Raw genomic sequence first — 22,950 nt, 5'->3', positions numbered from 1 at the left:
GTCGGCTCGAGGAGGGCAGTGGCCCCTCCGCGAGCCGACCGGGCGGCACGGCGACTACTTGATGTACGTTGTCTTCAGCTCCTGGGCGTCGCCCCAGATCTTGTAGGTCTTGCGCCAGTTCAGGTAGTGATCGGCGACCTGCTTGAACAGCGCGTCCTTGGCGCTCTCCTCCTCGAGGACCTGCAGCCAGGCCTTCTCGAAGGCCCTGAGGTCGTCGTCGGACCAGCGACGGTTGGTCACCTTGTGCTTGTCCTTCATCTGGATCATGACTTCGGGGTTCTTGGCCTCGGTCTCGGCGTAGGTGTGGATGACGCTGTCGTTGAGCGCGAGCTTGATGATCATCTTGTGCTGCTCGGACAGCTTGTCCCACTCCGCCTTGTTCATGAGCAGCTCGCTGACCGACACCTGCTGATGCCAGCCGGGGTAGTAGTTGTTCTTGGCGATCTGGTGGAAGCCCAGTGCCAGGTCGATGGTCGGCATGGAGAACTCGGTGGCCTCGATCACGCCCCGCTCCAGGGCGGGGTAGATGTCGGCGGCGGCCAGGAGCTGGGTGGAGACCCCGAGCTTCTGCATGACCTGCGCGCCCAGCCCGAAGAAGCGCATCTTGAACCCCTTCAGGTCGGCGACCGACTTGACCTCCCGGCGGAACCACCCCGAGGTCTCGGGGCCGATGGCGAAGCAGTCGAAGGAGACGAGGTTGTGCTTGGCGTAGATCTCGTCCCGGAGCTTGTTGCCGCCGCCGAACCACTTCCAGGCCAGGAACTCGCCGAGCTGCGGTCCGAACGGCACCGTGGTGAAGAAGGCCAGCGCCGGATATTTCCCGGTGTGGTACCCGGGGGTGGTCCAGCACGATTCGACCGCGCCCTTGGAGACGGCGTCGAAGCACTCCAGGGCGGGGACCAGCGCGCCCGGCTCGAAGAACTTGAGCTCGAGCGTCCCGCCGGAGGCGATCCTCACGTTCTCCGAGAACCGGACCGCCGAGGTCCCGAGGTGGGGAAGCTTGCTGCCGAATGCGCTGGCCATCTTCCAGCGCACCTTCCGCTGGGCCTCGGCCGGGGCGCTCCAGCTCAGGGCCAGGCCGAGGACGAAGCCGGCAATGGCAAGGCTGGCGATGGCGACGCTGGCGAGCATCTGTGGTCGCCGCATGTGGAACCTCCCTGTGTGGTGTGAGTGGTCACCCGGCAGATCCCCTTCTCGAGTCGTCGTTCCGCCTCGCCGGGGAAGACCGGCCTTACTTACGACAGTCGACAGCTGTCAGTCAAGGGCCGGACGACCTCGCGGGGCTGGGCTTGCGGCCCCAGACCTGCGCGGTCAAGTATGTGGTGAAGATCGTCTCGGGCTGCGCGAGATGCGCGCGGCACTCGCGCAGGGCGCGCTCCAGCTCGGCGGCATCGATCAGGCCCTTGCCGAGCAGCGTGCCGCGCACGGATTCGACCGTTGCCGGCAGATAGTCCGTCATGGGCTGTCCGCTCGTCACGCCGACCAGGAAGGGGCGGTACTGGACGTCCTCGAGCCCCGCCCGGCGCAGGAGGCCGTAGAGCCGCCGGGCAAGCATCGTGTCGCCGCCCACGGCGACGAACGCGGCCTGCAGGGCCTGCTTCAGCCGATCCCAGGCCGGGTGCGGAGGATGACACCGGAGCGTCTCCGTGTCGGGCTCCTGGAAGGCCAGCACGCCCCCGGGCCGCACCAGGCGGAGGGCTTCACGCAGCAGGTCCTCCACGAAGCCGGCGGTGCTGGCCACGAAGCGGACGTGCACGAGATCGAACGACTCTGCCCGCAAGGCGGCGCGGTAGCCATCGCTGGCCACGAGGGCCATTCCAGGGCGGTCCCCGAGCCCCTGGCGCGCGGCAGCCAGGAGAACCGGATCGGCGTCCAGGCCGAGGGCCAGTCCTGCAGGGCCCACGCGCTCGGCCAGGAGGTCCAGGATCCCGCCCGCGCCGCATCCGAGGTCGAGGCAGCACCACCCGGGTCGGACGCCGATGCGATCGAGCATCACCGTGGCATCGAAGGCCATCGCCGCAGCCTGGATGCGCAGGCGCTCGATCTCACCGGAGCGGCGCTCGATCGGGTAACAGCCGGAGGGCAGCGGTGGGCTCAACCAGCCGGAGCGAACGCCGGGACCGGCCGGGGCGGCCGGAACGTCAGGGCCAGGAGCCCCGCCGCGGCGCCTATCACGGTCGAGCTGATGAACAGCCAGGCGTAGCTGCCGAACAGGTCGAAGACCCAGCCACCGGCGAAGGACCCGAGCCCCATGCCCAGCGTGGAGATGAGGAACACGCCGCCGTACGCCATACCCATCACCTTCTCGCCGAAGTACTCGCGCGTGAGCAGCGCGTACAGCGGCATGACGCCGCCGTAGGCCACCCCGAAGACGAGGGCCAGGCCGTAGAACGTGCCGACGTCGCGGGCGAAGAGGTAGAAGTAGACGATCACGGCTTGCAGGCTGAGACCGGCCACCAGCGTGCGCTTGGCGCCGAAGCGGTCGGCCAGCATTCCCGTGCCTATGCGGCCCGCGACCGAGGCCAGGCCCGACGCGCTGAGCACCGTCGCCGCGGTCATGGCCGTCACGCCCTGATCGATGGCGTGCGTGACCATGTGGAAGATGGGCCCGGAGTGCGCGGCGCAGCAGGCGAAGTGCGTGAGAGCGATGACCCAGAACTGCGGCGCCCGCACGACCTCGGACGGGGAGAACTGACGCTCCGCCGGGGTCCGCGCTCCGTCCGGGGCCCCCCGGCGCCAGGCCGCGGGAGCATCGCGGATGAGCAGGGAGGCCGGGATGATGGTCAGCCAGGCCAGATCGCCGAGCACGAGCATGGCGATGCGCCAGTCGGCGATGCTGGTGATCCAGCGAGCGAGCGGGGAGATGATCAGTACCCCCAGGCCGATCCCCGCCGAGACGAGGGCCACCGCCAGGCCGCGGTTCGCCGTGAACCAGCGGGTCGCCGTGGCGGTGAGCGGCGCGTAGAATGCGCCCACGGCGAGGCCGACCATCACCCCGAACGTCACCTGCAGCTGCCACAGCGCGGTCACCTCGCTCGACAGCACGAGCCCGAGCCCCAGCAGGCCGCCGCCGGCGAACGCGACGATTCGACCGCCGTAGCGGTCGGAGAGGGTGCCCCACAGGAAGGATCCGACCCCCATGAAGATCCAATTGAGGAGGGCGATCACCGAGATGCCCGTGCGGCTCCAGCCCATGGTTTCTTCGATCGGCTTGAGGAAGATGCCGAGTGAGAACAGCGCGCCCATCCCGACACACGTGATCAGGGATGCGGCGCCGACCACGACCCAGCCGTACGACGAACCTCGCGGTCCCATAACGGCACCTACGATAGCATGACCAGCATGTGGCGCCTGTTCTGGCCGAGCGTCGCCTTCATCGTCGCTACGCTGGCCGGGCTCGCTGCGCGCGGGACGCTGCTGGCGCTGGCCCGGCGCTGGGCGCGGCCGAACGGCGCGGTGGCCGCCGTCGCCGACGCCGTCCGCGTTCCCTCCCTGGTGTGGTGCGTGGTCCTCGGCCTCTGGGTCGCCATCGAGGTGACCAGCCAGCTCGAGCAGCTGTCGCGCCGGCTCGGCGAGCAGCTCGCCCTGATCCTCGAAATCAGCGTCGTCATCTCCCTGACGATCACCGTCGCCGGCATCGTGGGGACGCTGGTCGGGCGGGCCGGCGAGGGCAAGGCGCTAGGCGTCGCCGCAACCGGCCTCGCCCGGACAGCTGCTCGCGCCACTGTGTTCGCCATCGGCGCGCTCATCCTCCTGGGCGAGCTCGGCATCGAGATCACCCCCATTCTGGCGGCGCTCGGGGTGGGCGGCCTGGCCGTGGCCCTGGCGCTGCAGGACACGCTGTCGAACCTCTTCGCCGGCATGCACCTGCTGGCCGACCGGCCGATCCGCGTCGGCGACTACGTCAAGATCGCCGACGTCGAGGGCTACGTTGTCGACGTGGGGTGGCGCTCGACCCGGGTTCGGATGCTGCCCAACAACATCGTGGTCGTGCCGAACAAGCGGGTGGCGGAATCGGTCATCACCAACTACGACCTGCCCGAGCCCCGCATGTCGCTCCTGATCCAGGTGGGGGTGAGCTACCGTAGCGATCCCGATCGGGTCGAACGCCTTTTGGTGGAGGAAACGATCCGGGCGGCGGGGGAGGTGCCCGGGCTTCTCGCCGAGCCGCCGCCCTTCGTCAGGTTCATCCCCGGCTTCGGCGAGTCCGCCCTGGAGTTCACGTTGATCTGCCAGGTGCAGACGTTCGTGGACCAGTATCTGGCTCAGCACGAGCTGCGCAAGCGCATCCTGCGCCGCTTCCGGGCGGAAGGGATCGAGATCCCGTTCCCCATCCGCACGGTCGAGCTACGAGAGGCGGGGACGCTCCCGAACGAGGCCCAGCAGTCCGACCGCGCCGACCATCGTCAGGGCTAGCCCGATCCAGGGGCCGGTATAGCCGCCGGCGCGCTCCACGCACCAGCCGAACAGCGGCGGGGCGACCGTCACCCCGATCGACGAGACGGCCAGGCTCAGGCCGATCGCGGTACCGGCCCCGCGCGAGCCCGCCAGCTCGGCCATGAGCGTGTGGTGCACGCCGTTCCAGCCGATCCCCGCGAACCCGAAGACCAGCGCCAGAGGGGTCAGCAGCACCGGCGAGGTCCCGGGACCGGCGAAGGCGATGGCCAGCGAGCACGCCGTCGAGCCGAACCCGGCCAGCACGAGCGGCGCGCGCCGACGCCCCCCGAAGGCGCGGTCGGAGAGCAGACCGAACACGATGCGCCCGAGCATGCCCGTGATCTGGGCCAGCGCCAGGTAGCGGCTGGCCGCGAGCAGCGAGAGCCCGACCACGTCCTTGAGATAGAGGACGAGGAACGCCATCCACACCGTCTGCATGCCGGCGAAGACCAGCGTGGCGATCGCCACGAGCCAGAGATCGGTTCGGACGAGGACGGCGCGCAGGGCGCCGGCGGAGAAGGGCGCCGGCGGGGGCAGGTGCGGGGGATCACGATAGACGAACAGCGAGACGAGGGCCGTCAGCGCCACCAGCCCGGCGGAGGCCGCCACCGCCGGCCGCCAGCCCATCGCGAGCGCGAGCGCCGGCATCAGGGCGGCGCCGAGGGCGCCGCCGAACGGCAAGCCGACCTGCTTGACCCCGACCACCGTCGCCCGCTGTGCCGGCGGGAACCAGGCCAGCACGGCCTTCGTGGACGTCGGGTTCAGCATGCCGTACCCGACGCCGGCGGCCATCAACATCAGAATGAGCGCCGGGTAGGTGCCGGCCGCGCTGACCGCGAGCAGCCCGCCCGCGATGACGAACTGGCCGAGGATGAGCGTCCGGCCGATCCCCCACTGATCGGCCATCGTTCCCGCGGGCAGCGACATCACCACCGGGCCCAGGTAGTAGGCGGACAGGAACGACCCCGCCTGGGCCAGGCTGAGCCCCAGATCGTCGCGGATCAGCGAGGCGATGGCGGGAATGCCGAGCGGGCCGATGCTGGTGACGGTCTGGGCGGCCAGGATCAGGGCCAGGATGGTCCAGGCGCCGGAGGTCACGAGCGGCGGGCGGCGAAAGCGGCTTCGACCGCGCGGAGGTCCTCTTCGGTGTCTACGCCGATCGTGGGCTCATCGGTTTCCATGACCACGATCGGGATGCCCTGCTCGAGAAAGCGAAGCTGCTCGAGGCGCTCGGCCAGCTCCAGGGGCGACGGGGCCAGCCGGTGAAAGGCTTCCAGCGACGTCCGCCGGTACGCGTAGAGGCCGATGTGCTTGAACCGGACGACGCCGCAGGCCTCGCGATCGTAGGGAATCGGGCAGCGCGAGAAGTAGAGGGCCCGGCCCTCGGGGTCGCGGACCACCTTGGTGACGTTGGGGTTGGGCACCTCGTCCGGGCCGGCCCGGATGCACAGCGTGCTGACCTGCGTGTCGGAGCGCATGCGGAACGGCTCGACGAGGCGCTCGACGTGGGCGGCCGTCACCAGCGGCTCGTCCCCCTGGATGTTGACGTAGACGTCGGCCGGCCGCGTCTGGGCCACTTCCCACACCCGGTCCGTGCCCGAGGGGTGGTCCGCCGAGGTGAGGACGCCGGGAATACCCAGGTCGCGGCAGGCCTGCATGATCTCCTCGGCATCGGTCGCGACCACGGTCTCGGCCAGCGAGCGGGCCTGCCGGGCCCGCTGCCAGACGTGCCACAGCATCGGTCGGCCGGCGATCTGGCGCAGCACCTTGCGCGGCAGGCGCGTGGAGGCGAGCCGCGCCGGGATCACCCCCAGGATTCTCACGGCCGGGCCCGCCCGGCCGCGGTCACGGCCGCTCGGTCTTCACCGCGTCGCGGACGGCCCGCGCGGCCCCCGTGAGCAGGCGCTGGTCGTTGAGCATGCCGACCAGGGTCCAGCCCTCGCGGATGCGACGGTTCACCGTCTCCGTGGTCGCGCAGTGGATGCCGGCGGCGACCCCGTGACGCCGGGCGGCGGCGAGGACGACCTGCATCGCCTCCTCGAACTCCGGATGCGGCGGCTCGAGCGACGGCGCCAGACCCAGCGAGGCGCAGAAATCGTTGGGCCCGACGTAGCAGGCGTCGAGCCCGGGCACCGAGAGGATCTCGTCGATGTTCTTCACGGCGTCGATGTGCTCGATCTGCGCGATGAGGAGCAGCACGTCGTCGGCCCGGGCGAAATAGGTGCCGGGGTCGGTCTTGAACGACAGCGAGAACCGGCCCGTCCCCAGGCTGCGCACGCCGGCCGGCGGATACCGGCAGGCCGCCACCAGCAGCTCGGCTTCGGCGCGGGTGCGCACGTTGGGCGCCAGCACGCCCCAGGCGCCGGCGTCGAGCACTCGCTTGCAGTGCTCCTCGGCGATGGCGGGGACGCGGACGAGCGGTGCCACCGGATAGCGCGTGATCGTGGCGAACATGGTGGCCAGCGTGGCGGCGTCGATGGGGCCGTGCTCGGTGTCGACGAGGAGCCAATCGAAGCCCACGGCGGCCATCATCTCGGCGACCAGGGGATCCGCGAAGTTCAAGAGGGTGCCGAACTGGGGCCGGCCGGCTCGAAGCGCTTGCTTCACATGATTCGGGGTCATGACCCGCGCGAGTATATCGTCATTCTCGACGACAGGCGCTAGGCTATCATGTCGGCGGAGGCGCCCATGAAACTCCTCGACGGCAAGACCGGGCTCGTCGTCGGCGTGGCCAACAAGCGCTCCATCGCCTGGGCCATCGCCCAGGCTCTGGCCGGCGCCGGCATGCGGCTGGCGTTCACGTATCAAGGCGAGCGGCTCCGGGAGAACGTGCAGGAGCTGGCCGCCACCTTGCCGGGGGCGCTGCTCTATCCGTGCGACGTCACCTCGGATGCCGAGATCGGCGCCGTGTTCACCGCGCTCTCGCGTGAGTTCGGCGCGCTGGACACGCTCGTCCATTCGGTCGCCTTCGCCCAGAAGGAAGATCTGGAGGGCGAGTTCGTCGCCACCTCGCGCGACGGGTTCAAGCTGGCCCACGACATCTCCGCCTACTCGCTGGTGGCCCTGGCGCGGGCGGCGCGGCCCCTGCTGGAGAAGTCGGGTCAGGCGTCGGTGATCGCCATGACGTACTACGGCTCGGAAAAGGTGGCCGGGAACTACAACGTGATGGGCGTGGCCAAGGCCGCGCTGGAAGCCTCGGTGCGCTACCTGGCCGCCGACCTCGGACCTCGGGGCATCCGGGTCAACGCCATCTCGGCGGGGCCCGTGAACACGCTGGCCGCTCGGGGCATCAAGGGGTTCACGAGCATCCTGCAGCATCACGCCGAGAAGGCGCCGCTCCGGCGCAACGTGGAGCTGCGCGAGGTGGGAGACACCGCGCTCTTCCTGGCGTCCCGACTGTCCTCGGGGATCACCGGCGAGGTGATCTTCGTCGACGGCGGGTACCACATCATGGCGGTCTGAGCGTCCGGTCATGAACGGCGACGCGACCGGCGCGGGGCGTCCGGCCCGCCCGATCCGCGCGCCCCGCGGCAGCACTCTCTCCTGCCAGGGGTGGCCACAAGAGGCCGCGCTGCGGATGCTCATGAACAACCTCGATCCGGACGTGGCCGAGCGCTGGGAAGATCTGGTGGTGTATGGCGGCTCGGGGCGCGCCGCCCGCGACTGGCCCTCGTACCACCGGATCGTGGCCACGCTGCAACGCCTGCGCGACGATGAGACGCTGCTCGTGCAGTCGGGCAAGCCCGTCGGCGTCTTCGCCACGCACCCCGACGCGCCCCGGGTGCTGATCGCCAACGCGCTGCTCGTGCCGGCCTGGGCCGACTGGGCGCACTTCCGCGACTACGAGGCCCGGGGCCTCACGATGTACGGCCAGATGACCGCCGGCTCCTGGATCTACATCGGGACCCAGGGCATCCTGCAGGGCACCTACGAGACCTTCGGCGCCTGCGCGCGGCGACACTTCGGCGGCTCGCTGGCCGGCCGCCTCATCCTCAGCGCGGGCCTGGGCGGCATGGGTGGCGCCCAGCCCCTGGCCATCACGATGAACGGCGGCGTGGCCATCATCGTGGAGGTCGACGAGGAACGAGTCCAGCGCCGGCTGCGCCTGGGCTACGTCGATCGGGCTACCGGCTCCGTCGACGACGCCCTGCAGTGGGCAGAGGACGCCCGGCAGTCCCGGCAGCCGCTCTCCATCGCGCTGCACGGCAACGCCGCCCAGACCCATCCCGAGCTGGCCCGGCGCGGCGTCCGCTTCGACGTCGTCACCGACCAGACTGCGGCCCACGACATGCTCAACGGCTATGTTCCGGCCGGACTGTCCGTGGCGGCCGCCGCCGCGTTGCGGCGGAGCGACCCGAACGCCTATCTGAAGCGGGCGTACGAGTCGCTCGCCGCGCACATGCGGGCGATGCTCGAGCTCCAGCGCCTGGGCGCCATCCTGTTCGACTACGGTAACAACATCCGTCAGGAGGCGCAGCACGCCGGCGTCACCGACTTCGCCTATCCCGGGTTCGTGCCCGCCTTCATCCGCCCCCTGTTCTGCGAAGGGCAGGGACCGTTTCGCTGGGTGGCGCTGTCGGGCGATCCCCGCGACATCGACGCCACCGACCAGGCGCTGATGGACGCCTTCAGCGACAAGGAGCCCCTGGTCCGCTGGCTGCGGTTGGCCCGCGAGCGCGTGCCCTTCCAGGGGTTGCCGGCGCGAATCTGCTGGCTCGGCTACGGCGAGCGGGTCACGGCCGGACGCATCTTCAACGATCTGGTCGCCGCGGGGACGGTCAGGGCGCCCATCGTGATCGGTCGTGACCACCTCGACTCCGGCTCGGTGGCCTCGCCCAACCGCGAGACGGAGTCGATGCGCGACGGTTCCGACGCGATCGCCGACTGGCCGATCCTCAACGCCTTGCTGAACACCGCGGCGGGCGCGACGTGGGTCAGCGTGCATCACGGCGGTGGCGTCGGTATCGGCTACTCGCTCCACGCCGGCATGGTCGTCGTCGCCGACGGCACCGGGGCGGCGGCGCGGCGGCTGGAGCGGGTGCTGACGACCGATCCCGGCACCGGGATCATGCGTCACGCCGATGCCGGCTATCCGGAGGCGCTGGCCGCCGCGCGGCGCCACGGCCTGGACCTTCCGGGGATCACCACGTGAGCCTGAGCGAGGCCGACCTCGTCGTCACCAACATCGGCGAGCTGGTGACGTGCGAGCCTGCGCTGGGCGACGGGACGCTGGGCGTGATCACCGGGGCGGCGCTGGCCGCGGCCCATGGCCGCGTGGTGTGGGTGGGCCGGGACGCCGAGCTCGCCGGACGGCTGAGCGGTCGCGGCGAGCCCGGCCCGGACCGCATCGATGCTCGCGGAGGCGTGGCCCTGCCCGGGTTCGTCGATTCGCACACCCACCTCGTCTTCGCCGGCTCGCGCGAGCACGAGTACGCGCTGCGGGCGCGCGGCGCCTCCTATCAGGAGATCGCCGCGGCCGGCGGCGGCATCCTGTCCACCGTCGCGGCGACCCGGGCCGCCGACGTCGATCAGCTGGTGGGCCTGGCCTTGCCGCGGCTCTCGACGGCGCTCGCGCACGGCACCACGACGATCGAGATCAAGTCCGGCTACGGGCTCACCACGGCCGATGAGCTCAAGATGCTGGAGGCGGCCCGTCGCCTGGGCGCGCGGCAACCGGTGGACGTCCACGCCACGTTCTGCGGCGCCCACGAAGTGCCCCCGCCTTACCACGGCCGGACCGATGCCTACGTCGACCTGATCGTGAGCGAGATGTTGCCGGCCGTGACCGAGGGCTGGCTGGCGCGCTACGTCGACGTCTTCTGCGAGGAGGGGGTCTTCTCGATCGCCCAGGCCCGCCGCATCCTGGAGGCGGGCGCCCGCCACGGGCTCCGGGCCAAGTTCCACGCCGACGAGTTCGTCGCCCTGGGCGGCGCCGCCCTGGCCGCCGAGGTCCACGCCCTGTCGGCCGATCACCTCCTCAGGGCCCGGGTCGAGGACGTCGCGCGGATGAAGGAGGCCGGCGTCACCGCCACGCTCCTGCCCGGCACTGCGTTCTTTCTCGGTCTGCCCTATGCGCCGGCCCGGAGCTTCCTCGAGACCGGCGTCCGGGTTGCCCTCGCCTCGGACTTCAACCCCGGCTCGTCGATGGGCTGCAACTTACAACTGGTGATGACCATGGCGGTGAGCCAGATGAAGATGACGCCCGAGGAGGCGCTTCTCGGCGTGACGCTCCACGGCGCCTGGGCCATGGGCCTGGAGAGCGAGATCGGCAGCCTCGCGCCCGGCAAGCAGTGCGACGTCGTTCTCTGCGACGTTCCCAACTGGCGGTGGCTCTCGTACTTCTACGGTGTCAACCACGTCGCCCGCGTCCTCAAGCGCGGCGTACTCGTCTACGAGCGATGACCGCACGCAGCCACGCCGCACCTGGAGCAGCCCACCCTCGGTGCGAGCCGGGCTCGCGGCCCCCGCTCCAATGAACCCCGCTCCGACACGGCTGGTGCCCGATCTCGTTCTCGCCGAGACGGGCTGGGAACGGGGCCGGGCGGTGGCCATCGCCGACGGGCGCATCGTGGCCGTGGAGGCCGCCGAACCGCCCCGCCCGGGCGACGTGGCGCTGGCGGGCCGCGCCCTGCTGCCGGGCACGGTCAACACCCACTGCCACACGTTCCAGTCGCTCCTGCGCGGGCTGGGCGACGACCTGGACTTCATGGCCTGGCGCGACCAGGTCCTGTATCCGTTCTCTCAGCGCCTGGACCGCGGCGGCATCGCGCTGGGCGCCGCCTTCGCCTTCGCCGAGATGCTGCGACACGGCGCGACGACGTGCGTGGACTTCTTCTATCTCGTCGATGCCGGCAACGACACCGCCGAGGCGGTCATCGAGGCCGCGCGCCGGGTGGGCATCCGCCTCGTCCTGGCCCGGGGGCTCTACGACTGGGAGGGCGCGCCCTCACGCTATCGCGAGGGCGTGCCGGACGCCGCCCGCCGGACGCGGGAGCTGATCGCGGCGCACCGCAACGATCCTACGGTGGCGGTTCAGCCGGCCCCGCACAGCCCGCACGGCGCGTCGGCGGCGATGATCCGGGCCGGATGGGAGATCGCCGAGGCCGAGAGGTGCCCGTTCCACATCCACGTCGCCGAAGGGCGCTACGAAGGGGAGCGGACGCTCGCGGAGCACGGGGCGACGCCGGTCCGGTACCTCGACAAGCTCGGCGTGCTGGGCCCGCGCACGATCGGGGTCCACTGCGTGTGGCTGGACGACGAGGAGATCGTGTTGATGGGCGCCCGCGGGGCGGCGCTCGCCTACTGCCCGTCGTCCAACATGTTCCTGGGCGACGGGATCACGCGTCTGCCCGAGATGCTCGAGGCAGGCGTCCGGGCCGGGCTCGGCACCGACGGCGGCTGCACCAACAACCGGCTGTCGGTGTTCGAGGAGATGCGCATGGCCTCGCTGCTCCAGCGGGTGCGCCTGCTCGACGGCGGCGCCCTGGACGCTGCCACGGCCCTGCGTCTGGGGACGCGCTCGGCAGCCGAGATCCTGGGCCTGACCACCGGCCTCATCGCGCCCGGGTATCTGGCCGATCTCGTCGCGGTCGATCTGGACCACCCCTCCCTGCACCCCCCGAACGATCTCGTGGCCAGCATCGTGTACGCGATGTCAGCCCAGGCCGTGACCGACGTGTGGGTGCACGGACGGCGGGTGGTGGAGCAGGGCCGCCTGACCACGGTCGATATGCCGGAGTTGCTCGACCGGGTGCGGCGGCTCACGCGGGGATGGCGGCGGTGAGCGCGGTCATCCTCGACGGCAGCCCGCTGACCCTGGAGATGGTCGAGCGGGCCGCCCGGCACGGCGCCCCGGTGGAGCTGTCCGCCGGCGCCCGCCGGTTCGTCACGGCCGGTCGAGCCTTCATCGATCGCCTGGTGCGGGAGGGCGCCCCCATCTACGGCATCACGACCGGGGTGGGCAAGCTCAAGGACACGCTCATTCCGGCCTCGGAACGGGTGCGCCTGCAGCGCAATCTGGTCCTGAGCCATGCCGGCGGCGTGGGCGCCCCGCTGGCCCAGGACGAGGTACGCGCCGTGATGGTTCTGCTGGCGGCCTCACTGGCCCGCGGCGCGTCCGGCGTCCGCCCCGAGATCGTCGACGCCCTCCTCGCCTGCCTGAACCGGCGCGTGCATCCGGTGGTGCCCGAGCTCGGCTCGCTGGGCTCGTCGGGCGACCTGGCGCCGCTGGCCCACATCGCCGCCTGCCTCATCGGCGAGGGCGAGGCCTGGGTCGACGGCCGCCGCGTGTCGGCGCCGGAGGCGCTGGCCGGGGCCGGGCTCGCGCCGCTGCAGCTGGAGGCCAAGGAAGGGCTGGCCCTGCTCAACGGGACCCATCTCATGGCCGGCCTGGGGGCGCTGGCCGTGCTCGATGCTACGCGACTCGAGCAGGTCGCCGACATCGCCGGCGCCATGTCGCTGGAGGCGCTGATGGGTAGCAACGCCGCCTTCGACGTGCGCATCCATGCGCTGCGCCCGCACCCCGGCCAGCTGGCCTCGGCCGAGAATCTGCGACGGCTCACCGCGGAGAGCGCCATCATCGCGTCGCATCGCGATTGCACCCGCGTGCAGGACGCCTACAGCCTGCGCTGCATGCCCCAGGTCCACGGCTCCGCCCGGGAGGCGACCGCCTCGGCGCGGGCCATCATCACCTGCGAGCTGGGCAGCGTCACCGACAACCCCCTGGTATTCGCCGACGACGGCGTGGTGTTGACCGGGGGAAACTTCCACGGCGAGCCGCTGGGCCTGGCGCTCGACACGCTGGCCATCGGCCTGGCCCAGCTCGCCGGCATCAGCGAGCGGCGCATCGACCGCCTGGTGAACCCGCTCACCAACGAAGGGTTGCCCCCCTTCCTGTCGCCTCACGGCGGCGTGCACTCCGGGTACATGATCGCCCAGTACGTGGCCGCCGCCTTGACCTCGGAGTGCAAGCGACTCGCCCAGCCCGCCAGCGTGGACTCCATCCCGGCTTCCGGGTATCAGGAGGACTACAACGCCATGGCCGCCGGCGCGGCGTTGAAGGCCCGCGCGGCCGTCCGGGCGGTGCGTCAGGTCCTGGCCATCGAGCTGCTCCTGGCCACCCAGGCGCTGGATCTGCGCGCGCCCTTGAGCCCGGGGCGGGGAAGCGCGGCCGCCCGCGACGCTGTTCGGCGGCGTATCGCGCCGCTGGACGAGGACCGTTATCTCAAGGCCGACCTCGAGGCCGCCATTGGCCTGGTGGAGGAGGGCGTCGTGCTGGCGGCTGTGGAGGAAGCGTTGGGTCCGCTCGACTGAGCGACCCGGATGCCGACCACAGCCCTCGTTCTCGTCCTGGCTGCCGCCGTCCTGCACTCGACGTGGAACGCGCTGACCAAACGAGCCCATCATCATCTCTGCTTTCTGTGGCTGGCGGTGACGCTGGCGAGCGTGCTCGGCGCGCCGGTGGCGCTCGGCATCCTGGCCACTGGGGGCCTGTCCGCCGCGGCCTTGCCGTTCGTCGCCGCCACCATCGTCCTGCACGCGCTCTACTTCTACGCCCTGGGGCGCGCGTACCAGTCGGGCGAGCTGTCCGTCGTGTATCCGATCGCCCGCGGCCTGGGGGTGGCCCTGGTGCCCGGCATCGCCCTGGTGGTCTTCGACGAGTGGCCGTCGCCGCTAGGCGTGGCGGGCGTCGCCCTCGTGGTGCTGGGGATCGTGGCGCTCCACCTGGGCCCCGCCTGGCTCACGCGGTCCGGCTGGCCGCCTCTCGGGGCCGGCACGTGGTGGGCGGTGGCGACGGGGCTCACGACTGCGGCCTACTCCCTGGTGGACAAGGCGGGTGTCCATCACATGCATCCGGTGCCCTATATCACCTTGATGTTCGTCGGCATGAGCCTCGCGCTGCTCCCGGTCGTGCTGCCCATGTGGGCGGCGTTGCGGCGGGAGTGGCGCACGAACTGGCGGAGCATCGTCGCAGCGTCGGTGATGACGCTCGCCGCCTATCTGCTCGTCCTCTTCGCCTTCCGCCTGTCGAAGACGGCCTACGTGGTGGCCGCGCGCGAGACCTCCATCGTGCTCTCGGCGCTGATCGGGACCCTGTGGTTCCGGGAGGGACAGCTCGTGGCGCGTCTGGCTGGCGCCGCGGTGATCCTGGGCGGTGTGGTCTGTGTGGCGCTGGCCCGTTGAGGACCGGGCAGCCAAACAGAGACTACGGCGCCAGGGGGATGAGCGCGGCGTCGCGCGGGGCGGGGGAGTCCAGGCGGCCCTTGTTCATTCGGCAGTGCCCTTCGAAGAGGACGCCCTCCTCGACGATCACCACCGGCGCCTCGACGTCACCGAACACGCGAGCGGTGCCGCGCAGCTCCACGCGCTCGGTGGCGTTGACGTTGCCGACGACCTCGCCGCTGATGATGACGGTGCCGGCGCGGACGATGGCGTTCACGACGCCCTTCTCGCCGATGATCAGGGTGTCCTGGGTCTGGATCTCGCCGCTGAACTTGCCGTTGAGCATCAGGGTGCCGCTGAAGCTGTACTTACCTTCGATCTCCGACCCCTCGTCGATGTACGCGCTCAGGTCGGCAGATTTCACGGGTGGCTTGCTGACCTTGCCGCCGAAGATGGCCATCAGGGCGCCTCCTTCGCACACGAGGGGTAGGTGGGTCGTCTGGCCGGTGACATGCGTACTTCTTGGACTTACCACCCGGTCAGCAGGAGAGTCAAACTTTCGGCAGCGCCCTCGCCTGGCGCCGGCCCGGCGGTGCCTGGGTGGCCCTTGACCAGCTACCTGGGCCCCGGTAGAGTGCGGCCCTCGGCCTGGCCCAGTCCCACTTCGGGCAGGCATGCAAGGACGGCCATGGCACCACGTGGGCAGGGCGACGCGGCTCGCATCCTTTACATAGAGGACGACCCGGGCAGCCGGCTCCTGGTGAGAAGCGTCCTCGAGCGCGCCGGGTACGCGGTGCTGGATGCCGAGGAAGGCCTGAGCGGGATCGAGATCGCGCTGCGCGAGCGGCCCGCGCTGATCCTCCTGGATGTGAATCTGCCCGATGTCGACGGCTACGTCCTCGCGGGCGCCTTCCGGACCTTCCCCAAGCTCTCCGAAGTGCCGGTCGTGGCCGTCACCGCCTACGCCGCGGCGGGAGATCGCGAGCGGACCCTGGTCGCGGGCTGCGACGGCTACATCGCCAAGCCGATCGACGTCGACGCCTTCCCCGGCCAGATCGTGGAATTCCTCCGAGGCAAGCGCGAACGAGCCCCGGCCAGCCACGAGGGGCTCTACCTGCGCGACCTCAACCAGCGCCTGGTGTGCCGGCTCCTGCGCCAGCTCGACGACTTGGGCCGGCTCAGCCTCGAGGCGGCGGTCCGCGCCCAGCGCCTGGAGGACATCCACGAGGCGCTCCAGGACCTCACGTCCGAGCTGGGGCCGGCCGCCATTCTGGAGCGGCTGCTGCCTCGCCTGGCCCGCGCGCTTCACGCCACCGACCTCATCGTCGAGCTGAGCCACCCGCCCGGGCTTCGCCTGGCTGCCGGGGGTGAGGGGCCGGGCCGCCCTGGACCGGCTCCGGCCGGTGGCGCCGGAACGGATCTGGAGCTCAAGGTGCCCCTGGTCGTGCGGAGCCGGCCCCTCGGCTTCGTCACCGCCCGCTGGCTGGAGGGCGCCGGGGCCACGCTCGAAGAGGAGCACCTGTTCAAACTCGTCGCCAACCAGCTCGCCATCGCCATGGAGAACGCCCGCCTTTACGAAACCGAGCGCACTGCCCGGGCGGGCGCCGAGACGGGGCGGTGGCAGTCCGCGTTCCTGGCTCAGGTCAGTAAGGGCCTGACCGCGTCGCTGGATTACGACGATACGCTGGCCGAGATCGCCCGGCTCGCCGTGCCCGAGCTCGGCGACGTCTGCGTCCTCGACATGGTGCAGGACGACGATTCCCTGCGCCGGGCGGTGGTCGCCGTCGCCAACGGGCTGAGGGAGGGCCTGGCCTCGGCGCTGCAGCGGTACTCGCCCGGCCCCGCGCCGCGAGTCGTCGTCGACGTCGTGCACACGGGGCGCCCCCATCTGGTGACGGACATGACCGAGGCCATGCTGGCCGCGGCGGCGTCCGATGCCCAGCATCTACGGGTGCTCCGCGAGCTCGGGCCCAAGTCGGCCATGATCGTGCCGCTGATCGCTCGGAACCGGACCCTGGGCGCGCTCTCCCTGGTGTCGCTGCGGCCGGAGCGGCGGTACCGGGGCTCGGACCTGGACCTCGCCCAGGAGTTCGCCGCCCGGGCCGCCGCGGCCCTCGACAACGCGCGACTGTATCGCGAGCGACAGACCGCCGACCGCCGCAAGGACGAGTTCCTGTCCGTACTCGCCCACGAGCTGCGCGCGCCCCTGGCGCCCATTCTGAGCGCGATGGCCATCGTGCAACGCCACGAGGGCGCTCATGCCGAGCTCCGCGGCGCCCGACAAGTCCTCGAGCGGCAGGTGAAGCACCAGGCCCGAATCCTCGACGATCTCCTGGATCTGGCCCGCATCGGGCGGGGCATGATGGAGCTGCGCCGGAGCCGCGTTTCCCTGGCTCGCATCGTGACGGATGCCCTCGACGTCATCCGGCCCGTCGCCGAGGCTCGCCACCAGGTCGTCCGGACCAGCCTCCCGGAGGAAGAGATCGTCTTGTGGGCGGACGCCACCCGCCTGATCCAGGTGGTGACGAATCTGCTGGGCAACGCGTCGAAGTACAGTCCCGAGGATGGCGAGATCACGGTCACCGCGGGCCAGGAAATCGACCGCGCCGTCATCCGGGTCCAGGACGGCGGCGAGGGCATCGCCCCCGACGTGCTGCCACGAGTCTTCGATCCCTGCGCGCCGGGCGGGTCCGCGGGAGGCCTGGTCCGCGAGGGGGGCCTGGGCATCGGCCTGGCCCTGGTACGGCGCCTCGTCGAGCTACACGGCGGAACGGTGGAAGCCGAGAGCGGCGGGGCCGAGCGAGGCGCGCGGTTCACGGTCCGGTTGCCCCTGGGTGGGGCCGAGGAGTCGATCGAGAGCGAAGCGCCGACACCGGGCGTGGCGCCTCGGCACATCCTGGTCGTCGAGGACGATCCCGATGCGCTGCAGACCCTGAAGATCATGCTGGAGTTCGACGGCCACGAGGTCGACGTGGCGGACGACGGTGATCGCGCCATCGCGGTGGCCCTGGCCCGGCGGCCCCAGGTCGTGCTCCTCGACATCGGGTTGCCGGGGATGGACGGCTACGAGGTGGCCGAGCGCCTGCGGCAAGCGCTGGGGTCGGACGTGCTGCTGGTTGCCCTCACCGGGTACGGACGGCACGAGGATCAGTTGCGGGCGCTGGCGGCAGGGTGTGACGCCCACCTGCTGAAGCCCGTGGACCGCGAGGTGCTCAGGCGGGTGATCTCCCGACAGGTGGGGGCCGGGAATGGCCCCGCAGTCCCCCCCAACCCCTAGAAGGAGCGGATCAGGCGGGCGACCCGCTCGTCGTGCGACTGGAACGGGTCCTTGCAGAGGATGGTCTCGCGCTCCGGGTCGTTGAGCTTGAGGTAGACCCAGTCCACCCGGTAGTCCTTGCCCTTGAGGTTCGCCTGCCGGATGAACTCACCCCGGAGACGGGCCCGCGTGGTCTGGGGCGGCATGTGCTTGGCCTGTTCGATCGTCTCGTCGTCGGTGATCCGGTCCACCATGTCCCGGCCCGCCAGCTTGTAGTAGACCCCCCGATCCGGGCGGATGTCGTGGTACTGCAGATCCATCAGGGAGATCTTGGGGTCACGCCAGGACAGCCGGTGCCGGCTCATGTAGCTCTCGATCCACTGGCGCTTGATGACCCAGTCCAGCTCTCGGTCGAGCTGCACGGGATCGGTCTCCAGCTTCGCCAGCACGTCCGTCCACCGGGCCAGCACGTCTTTGGACACGTCGTCGGCATCGATGGAGGCGACGTAGCGGGTGGCGTACTCCAGGTACTCCAGCTGCAGCTGCAGCGCTGAGATGGAGCGCCCGTCCTTCAGCTTGACGGTCTCCTTCAGGGTCGGGTCGTGAGAGATGTCCCGGATGGCCTGGACCGGCGACTGCAGGGAGTAATCCCGGTCGAAGAAGCCGTCTTCGATCATGTCGAGGACGAGGGCGGTCGTCCCTACTTTGAGGTACGTGGCGACTTCCGACATGTTGGAGTCACCGACGATGACGTGCAGCCGGCGGTAGCGCTCGGCGTCGGCATGCGGCTCGTCGCGCGTGTTGATGATGGAGCGCGAGGAAGTGGTGGCGCCGGAGATCTCCTGGCAGATGTGCTGGGCCCGCTGGGACAGGCAGTAGTGGAAGCCCCGGGGGGTTTGCAGCACCTTGCCGGCTCCCGCGAAGATCTGTCGGGTCACGAAGAAGGGGATCAAGGCCTCGGCCAGCCGCTGGAACGAGACGTCCCGGCTGACCAGGTAGTTCTCGTGGCACCCGTACGAGTTCCCGGCCGAGTCCGTATTGTTCTTGAATAACAAAATATTGCCGGAGATCCCATCCTCGCGCAGGCGCTTTTCCGCCTGATGGAGCAGGTCCTCGACGATCCGCTCCCCGGCCTTGTCGTGGATCACCAGCTCGGCCACGTCGTCGCACTCGGGCGTGGCGTACTCGGGATGGAAGCCGGTGTCGAGATACAGACGGGCCCCGTTCTCGAGAAAGACATTGGCATTGCGGGCGCCGGGGATGACCTTCTCGAAGAGATAGCGGGCGACGTTGTCCGGGCTGAGGCGGCGCTGACCGTTCAGCGTGCAGGTGAGACCGTACTCGTTCTCGAGGCCGAAGATCCGCCGCTTCATGACCTGGTGCCCTCAGCGTAACACGGTCTAGCGCACCGTGCCCAAGAGCTGCGCGACCGCCTCGGGAGGGATGCGCCGGAACTTCCGCCGCGTCTTGGTCCGATCGAGCACGGCGATCTCCAGATCGCGCTCGCTCAGTGTCTTGTTCTGGGTCACGTTGAGGGCCCGCACGCCGAGCTTCAAGGCTTCGCCGAGGTCCTGGCCATCCTTGTAGTTTTCCTTGAGGAAGCGGCGGATCTCGTCGGCTTGCCCGCCCATGGCCGCGTAGTTGCGCTCGTCTTCGATGGTGCCGTCGTAGAGGATGTGGTAGATCTCGTTGCGCGCCCCGTTGTCGTCGCCCACCTCGGCCACCAGCACCTCCACCTCGAAGGGCTTGATGTCCTGGGTGAAGATGTTACCCAGGGCCTGGGAATACGCGTTGGCCAGGGCCTTGGCGGTGACGTCGCCGCGACTGTAGGAGTAGCCCTTGAGATCGGCGTGGCGGATTCCCGCGATGCGGAGGTTCTCGAACTCGTTGTACTTGCCGACCCCGGCGAAGGCGATGCGGTCGTAGATCTCCGAGATCTTGTGCAACAAGCTCGACGGATTCTCGGCCACCAGCAGGATGCCCTCGCGATACTCCAGGGCCACGATGGAGCGCCCACGGGCGATGCCCTTGCGGGCGTACTCCGCCTTGTCCTTCATCATCTGCTCGGGACTGACGTAGTACGGCAGCGGCATGCTCAGCTCTCCTGCTCGGCTTTGGCCCGGTCCTTCAGGATGCTTTCGCAGAGGCGGCGCACTTCCGCGTCACTCACCTCGGCGAAGCCCGAACGGGTGATGGCTTTCACGGTCGGGAAGATGCCGCGGATGAGATCGGGGCCCCCCGTGCCCACGTCGTCGTCGGCCGCGTCCAGGAGAGCCTCCAGGGCCACGCGCAGGGCCTCCTCGCGATCCATGTCCCTGCGCCAGAGCTTCTTCAGCGAGTCGCGGGCATCCTTGGCGCCCGAGCCCTGGGCGTCGTAGTTCGTCTCCTCGTAGCGTCCTCCGGTGATGTCGTACTTGAACAGGCGCCCCGAACCGTTCTTCTCGTCGAACCCGGCGAAGATGGGAACGACGGCCAGCCCCTGCAGGGCGGCCGGGAGGTTCATCCGGATCATCTGGCCCAGCTTGTTGGCCTTGCCCTCCAGAGAGAGGTTGTCGCCCTCCACCTTCTCGTAGTGCTCGAGCTCGGTTTGGAACAGCTTGGCCATCTCCATGGCCGGGCCGGCCGCGCCGGCGATGCCGATGCCCGAGTACTCGTCGCACTTGAAGATTTTGTCGATGCGGCGGCTGGCCACCTGGAATCCCGACGTCGCCTGACGATCGCCGGACATGACGACCCCGTCCCGGTACCGCAGGGCCAGGACGGTCGTGCCGTGGGGCACCGCGGTATCCAAGGACGCCTGCGCCCCTCGCTCCGCGGCCGGGCCCTGACTCCCCAGCATGTGGGGCGAGGCGTGGCGAAGCAGGTCGACGAAGCTGGACCCCGCGTAGTCGTTGAACGCCCGGAACCAACGCTGCTCGCTCATGTCAGTCCTATTTTACCTGTAATCGGCGGTGTCCAGCGCAGCCCGGCCGTTCGACGTCCGGCTTGGTTCGAGCGCCGGCTCCGCCGGCGCAGTCGTTCCCTGGGGGAGGCTCGGAGGGGGCCGTCGAGGCCCCCTTCGATTGTCATACTCCTGAGCTGGGACGGGAGATGTTGCGTAGCAGGTCGCCGGCAGTGGGCGATTCGGTGAGCAGCTGGCGGACGTGGGCTTCGGTGCCGCGCAGCGGCTCCAGCATGAAGATCTTCTTCAGGGGCCCTTCCTTGAGGTCGAAGATGACCGAGTCCCAGCTCGCCGACACGATCTCCTCCGCGTAGCGCTGCAGACACATCCCGCGGAAGTACGCCCGGGTGTCCTTGGGCGGGTCGTAGATGGCCTTGGAGATCTCGTCGTCGGTGACGATGCGGTCGACCGCGTCACCCTCTTCCAGCTTGTAGTAGAGACCCTTGCCGGGACGGATGTCATGGTACTGGAGATCCAGCATCTGGACCCGAGAGTCCGACCAGTCGAGGTGGTGACGGGCCGTGTAGTTCTCGATGAGCTGACGCTTGATGACCCAATCCAGCTCGCGCCCCAGCGCGGTAGGATCCGTGGCCAGCCGGTCCAACGTGTGCTCCCACCGGACCAGCACGTCGCGCACCCAGGGCTCCGGTTCGTGCTCGCGGTAATAGCGGTGCGCCATCTCGAGAAACTCTCGCTGGAGCTCGATGGCGGTGATGGCGCGGCCATCCTTGAGGCGGATCGCCTCCCGGCAGGCCAGGTCCCGCGAGACCTGCCGATACGCGGCCACCGGGCCGTCGATGGACAGGTCGCGGTCGATGAAGTCGTCCTCCACCATGCTCAGCACGATGGCCATGGTGCCGACCTTGAGGTAGTTTGCCGGCTCGCTCATGTTGGCGTCGCCCACGATCACGTGCAGGCGGCGGTACTTCTCGGGGTCCGCGTGCGGCTCGTCCCGGGTGTTGATGATGGGACGGGAATGCATGGTCTCCAGCCCCACTTCGGTCTCCAGGAAGTCGGCCCGCTGGGAAATCTGGTACTCGCAGGGCTCGGCATTGTTCTCGGCGCCGACCTTGCCGGCCCCGGTGAAGATCTGCCGGCTCACGAAGAACGGCATCATGTGCTGGACGATCCGGGCGAAGGGGACCCGGCGGTCCATCAGGTAATTCTCGTGGGTCCCGTAGGAATTGCCCTTGTAGTCGGTGTTGTTCTTGTAGATCAGGATCCGCTGTTCCGGGGGGGAGACCGCCTCGGCCCGCTGCCGAGCCAGGTTCAGGACCCGCTCGCCGGCCCGGTCCCAGATGACCAGATCCCGGGGATTGGTGGTCTCCGGGCTCGAGTACTCCGGATGCGCGTGGTCGACGTAGAACCGGGCGCCGTTGGAGAGGATCAGGTTGATGAGGCGCGATTCTTCCTTGGAGGGGACGTCCTTCTCCTCCATGTATTCGAATCCTCGGGCATCGCGCAGAGGACTCTCGGCTTCGTAGTCCCAGCGAATCCGGGACGAGCGGTACGTCTCGTAGGAGTTGATCAGCAGCAGGGAGCTGAGGATCGGGTTGAAGTCCGGCTGATTCCTGACCGTGATCCCGTACTCGGTCTCGATGCCCATCACTTTTGGGATCGCCATTCGTCCCTCACTCTACGGTGCCACAGAAAACGAACCCCCGGTGGTCGCGGTCGGCGCGAGCCGGGGGGGAATGGGAGGGGCGGGAGGCCCCTCCCACCTCAGTTACAGGTACTGGCCGGTATTGACGATGCGCTCGACACTGCGCTGCTTGTCCTTGGCCTCGCTCATCAGGGGCTTGACGTAGACGATCCGCTCGCCCTTCTTCCCGGCGATCTTGGCCCAGTCGTCGGGATTGGTGGTGTTGGGCAGGTCCTCGTTCTCCTTGAACTCCTCGCGCACGGCGGCCAGCAGGTCGTCGGCGATGAGGCCCTTGCCTCCGCCGGCGATGTGCCGCTTGAGGGCCATCTTCTTGGCCCGCCGCACCACCGACTCGATCATGGCGCCGGAGGAGAAGTCCTTGAAGTAGAGGACCTCCTTGTCACCGTTGGCGTAGGTGACCTCCAGGAACCGGTTCTCCTCGCTCAGGCTGTACATCTTGTCCGCAGTGGCCGCGATCATGGCGCCGATGGCCGCCGCCGCGTCGCCGTGCCG

At 69.7% G+C, this 22,950-nt stretch carries 20 protein-coding genes; 8 read left to right on the top strand and 12 right to left on the bottom strand.

Features of this window, described 5'->3' with window-relative positions; genetic code table 11:
- Nucleotides 1-54: 54 nt before the first annotated feature.
- The 3 genes from VFR64_07830 to VFR64_07820 all read right to left on the bottom strand — a co-directional run bounded on the left by VFR64_07830 (nt 55) and on the right by VFR64_07820 (nt 3,315).
- Nucleotides 55-1,146: a TRAP transporter substrate-binding protein gene (locus VFR64_07830; GenBank protein HET9489646.1), complete on the bottom strand. Its 1,092-nt coding sequence runs from the start codon at nt 1,144-1,146 to the stop codon at nt 55-57.
- Between the two features lie 112 nt (nt 1,147-1,258).
- Entirely contained in the window at nt 1,259-2,098 is an 840-nt protein-coding gene (locus tag VFR64_07825; GenBank protein HET9489645.1) for a methyltransferase domain-containing protein, read from the bottom strand.
- On the bottom strand, nt 2,095-3,315 hold the full coding sequence (locus VFR64_07820) for an MFS transporter (GenBank protein HET9489644.1): 1,221 nt from the start codon (nt 3,313-3,315) through the stop codon (nt 2,095-2,097). The genes VFR64_07825 and VFR64_07820 overlap by 4 nt, the downstream gene beginning before the upstream one ends.
- Nucleotides 3,316-3,333: 18 nt before the next feature.
- Between VFR64_07820 and VFR64_07815 the strand changes: the two genes are divergently transcribed.
- Nucleotides 3,334-4,416, top strand: a complete 1,083-nt coding sequence (locus VFR64_07815; protein HET9489643.1) for a mechanosensitive ion channel family protein — start codon at nt 3,334-3,336, stop codon at nt 4,414-4,416.
- On the opposite strand, the gene VFR64_07810 is transcribed toward VFR64_07815, so the two are convergent.
- Genes VFR64_07810 through VFR64_07800 form a run of 3 tightly spaced genes read right to left on the bottom strand, consistent with a single transcriptional unit; the run spans nt 4,348 to nt 7,059 of the window.
- Nucleotides 4,348-5,535, bottom strand: a complete 1,188-nt coding sequence (locus VFR64_07810; GenBank protein ID HET9489642.1) for an MFS transporter — start codon at nt 5,533-5,535, stop codon at nt 4,348-4,350. The two genes, VFR64_07815 and VFR64_07810, sit on opposite strands and share 69 nt — an antisense overlap.
- Nucleotides 5,532-6,260: a 3-deoxy-manno-octulosonate cytidylyltransferase gene (kdsB, locus tag VFR64_07805; GenBank protein ID HET9489641.1), complete on the bottom strand. Its 729-nt coding sequence runs from the start codon at nt 6,258-6,260 to the stop codon at nt 5,532-5,534. The genes VFR64_07810 and kdsB overlap by 4 nt, the downstream gene beginning before the upstream one ends.
- A 22-nt stretch (nt 6,261-6,282) precedes the next feature.
- Nucleotides 6,283-7,059 (bottom strand): aldolase/citrate lyase family protein, encoded by a 777-nt coding sequence (locus VFR64_07800; protein ID HET9489640.1) that lies wholly within the window; start codon nt 7,057-7,059, stop codon nt 6,283-6,285.
- Nucleotides 7,060-7,125: 66 nt separating this feature from the next.
- Here VFR64_07800 and VFR64_07795 point away from each other — a divergent pair, with 66 nt between their 5' ends.
- The 6 genes from VFR64_07795 to VFR64_07770 are packed head-to-tail and all read left to right on the top strand — an operon-like array spanning nt 7,126 to nt 14,619.
- On the top strand, nt 7,126-7,899 hold the full coding sequence (locus VFR64_07795) for an enoyl-ACP reductase (protein HET9489639.1): 774 nt from the start codon (nt 7,126-7,128) through the stop codon (nt 7,897-7,899).
- A 10-nt stretch (nt 7,900-7,909) separates the two neighbouring features.
- The gene (gene hutU / locus VFR64_07790) at nt 7,910-9,589 is read left to right on the top strand and encodes a urocanate hydratase (protein ID HET9489638.1); all 1,680 of its coding nucleotides are present in this window, start codon (nt 7,910-7,912) and stop codon (nt 9,587-9,589) included.
- Nucleotides 9,586-10,839 carry an imidazolonepropionase gene (hutI, locus tag VFR64_07785; protein HET9489637.1) on the top strand — a complete coding sequence of 418 codons (1,254 nt, stop codon included), beginning with the start codon at nt 9,586-9,588 and terminating at the stop codon, nt 10,837-10,839. Before hutU ends, hutI begins: the two co-directional genes overlap by 4 nt.
- Before the next feature lie 40 nt (nt 10,840-10,879).
- On the top strand, nt 10,880-12,220 hold the full coding sequence (locus tag VFR64_07780; GenBank protein ID HET9489636.1) for an amidohydrolase: 1,341 nt from the start codon (nt 10,880-10,882) through the stop codon (nt 12,218-12,220).
- Nucleotides 12,208-13,749 (top strand): histidine ammonia-lyase, encoded by a 1,542-nt coding sequence (gene hutH / locus VFR64_07775; GenBank protein ID HET9489635.1) that lies wholly within the window; start codon nt 12,208-12,210, stop codon nt 13,747-13,749. The genes VFR64_07780 and hutH overlap by 13 nt, the downstream gene beginning before the upstream one ends.
- A 9-nt stretch (nt 13,750-13,758) precedes the next feature.
- The gene (locus VFR64_07770) at nt 13,759-14,619 is read left to right on the top strand and encodes a DMT family transporter (GenBank protein ID HET9489634.1); all 861 of its coding nucleotides are present in this window, start codon (nt 13,759-13,761) and stop codon (nt 14,617-14,619) included.
- 22 nt (nt 14,620-14,641) lie between these two features.
- On the opposite strand, the gene VFR64_07765 is transcribed toward VFR64_07770, so the two are convergent.
- Nucleotides 14,642-15,058, bottom strand: coding sequence for a polymer-forming cytoskeletal protein (locus VFR64_07765; GenBank protein ID HET9489633.1), 417 nt, complete (start codon nt 15,056-15,058; stop codon nt 14,642-14,644).
- A 228-nt stretch (nt 15,059-15,286) separates the two neighbouring features.
- On the opposite strand from VFR64_07765, the gene VFR64_07760 reads away from it, so the two are divergent.
- Complete coding sequence (locus VFR64_07760; GenBank protein ID HET9489632.1) at nt 15,287-17,875, top strand: response regulator; 2,589 nt, start codon at nt 15,287-15,289, stop codon at nt 17,873-17,875.
- Here VFR64_07760 and pafA read toward each other — a convergent pair.
- From pafA to VFR64_07735, 5 genes are all read right to left on the bottom strand, one after another.
- On the bottom strand, nt 17,872-19,227 hold the full coding sequence (gene pafA, locus VFR64_07755; GenBank protein HET9489631.1) for a Pup--protein ligase: 1,356 nt from the start codon (nt 19,225-19,227) through the stop codon (nt 17,872-17,874). The genes VFR64_07760 and pafA overlap by 4 nt on opposite strands.
- Nucleotides 19,228-19,254: 27 nt before the next feature.
- Nucleotides 19,255-19,947: a proteasome subunit alpha gene (prcA, locus tag VFR64_07750; protein HET9489630.1), complete on the bottom strand. Its 693-nt coding sequence runs from the start codon at nt 19,945-19,947 to the stop codon at nt 19,255-19,257.
- Between the two features lie 2 nt (nt 19,948-19,949).
- Nucleotides 19,950-20,777 (bottom strand): proteasome subunit beta, encoded by an 828-nt coding sequence (prcB, locus tag VFR64_07745; protein HET9489629.1) that lies wholly within the window; start codon nt 20,775-20,777, stop codon nt 19,950-19,952.
- Between the two features lie 142 nt (nt 20,778-20,919).
- The gene (gene dop, locus VFR64_07740) at nt 20,920-22,419 is read right to left on the bottom strand and encodes a depupylase/deamidase Dop (protein ID HET9489628.1); all 1,500 of its coding nucleotides are present in this window, start codon (nt 22,417-22,419) and stop codon (nt 20,920-20,922) included.
- Nucleotides 22,420-22,521: 102 nt separating this feature from the next.
- On the bottom strand, nt 22,522-22,950 hold a 429-nt coding region (locus VFR64_07735; protein ID HET9489627.1), incomplete at its 5' end, for a proteasome ATPase.

Source organism: Candidatus Methylomirabilota bacterium, assembly GCA_035709005.1.
Lineage (GTDB): Bacteria > Methylomirabilota > Methylomirabilia > Rokubacteriales > CSP1-6 > 40CM-4-69-5.
The sequence above is the reverse complement of the archived record's forward strand: the minus strand, read 5'-3'. Positions and strand labels throughout refer to the sequence as shown.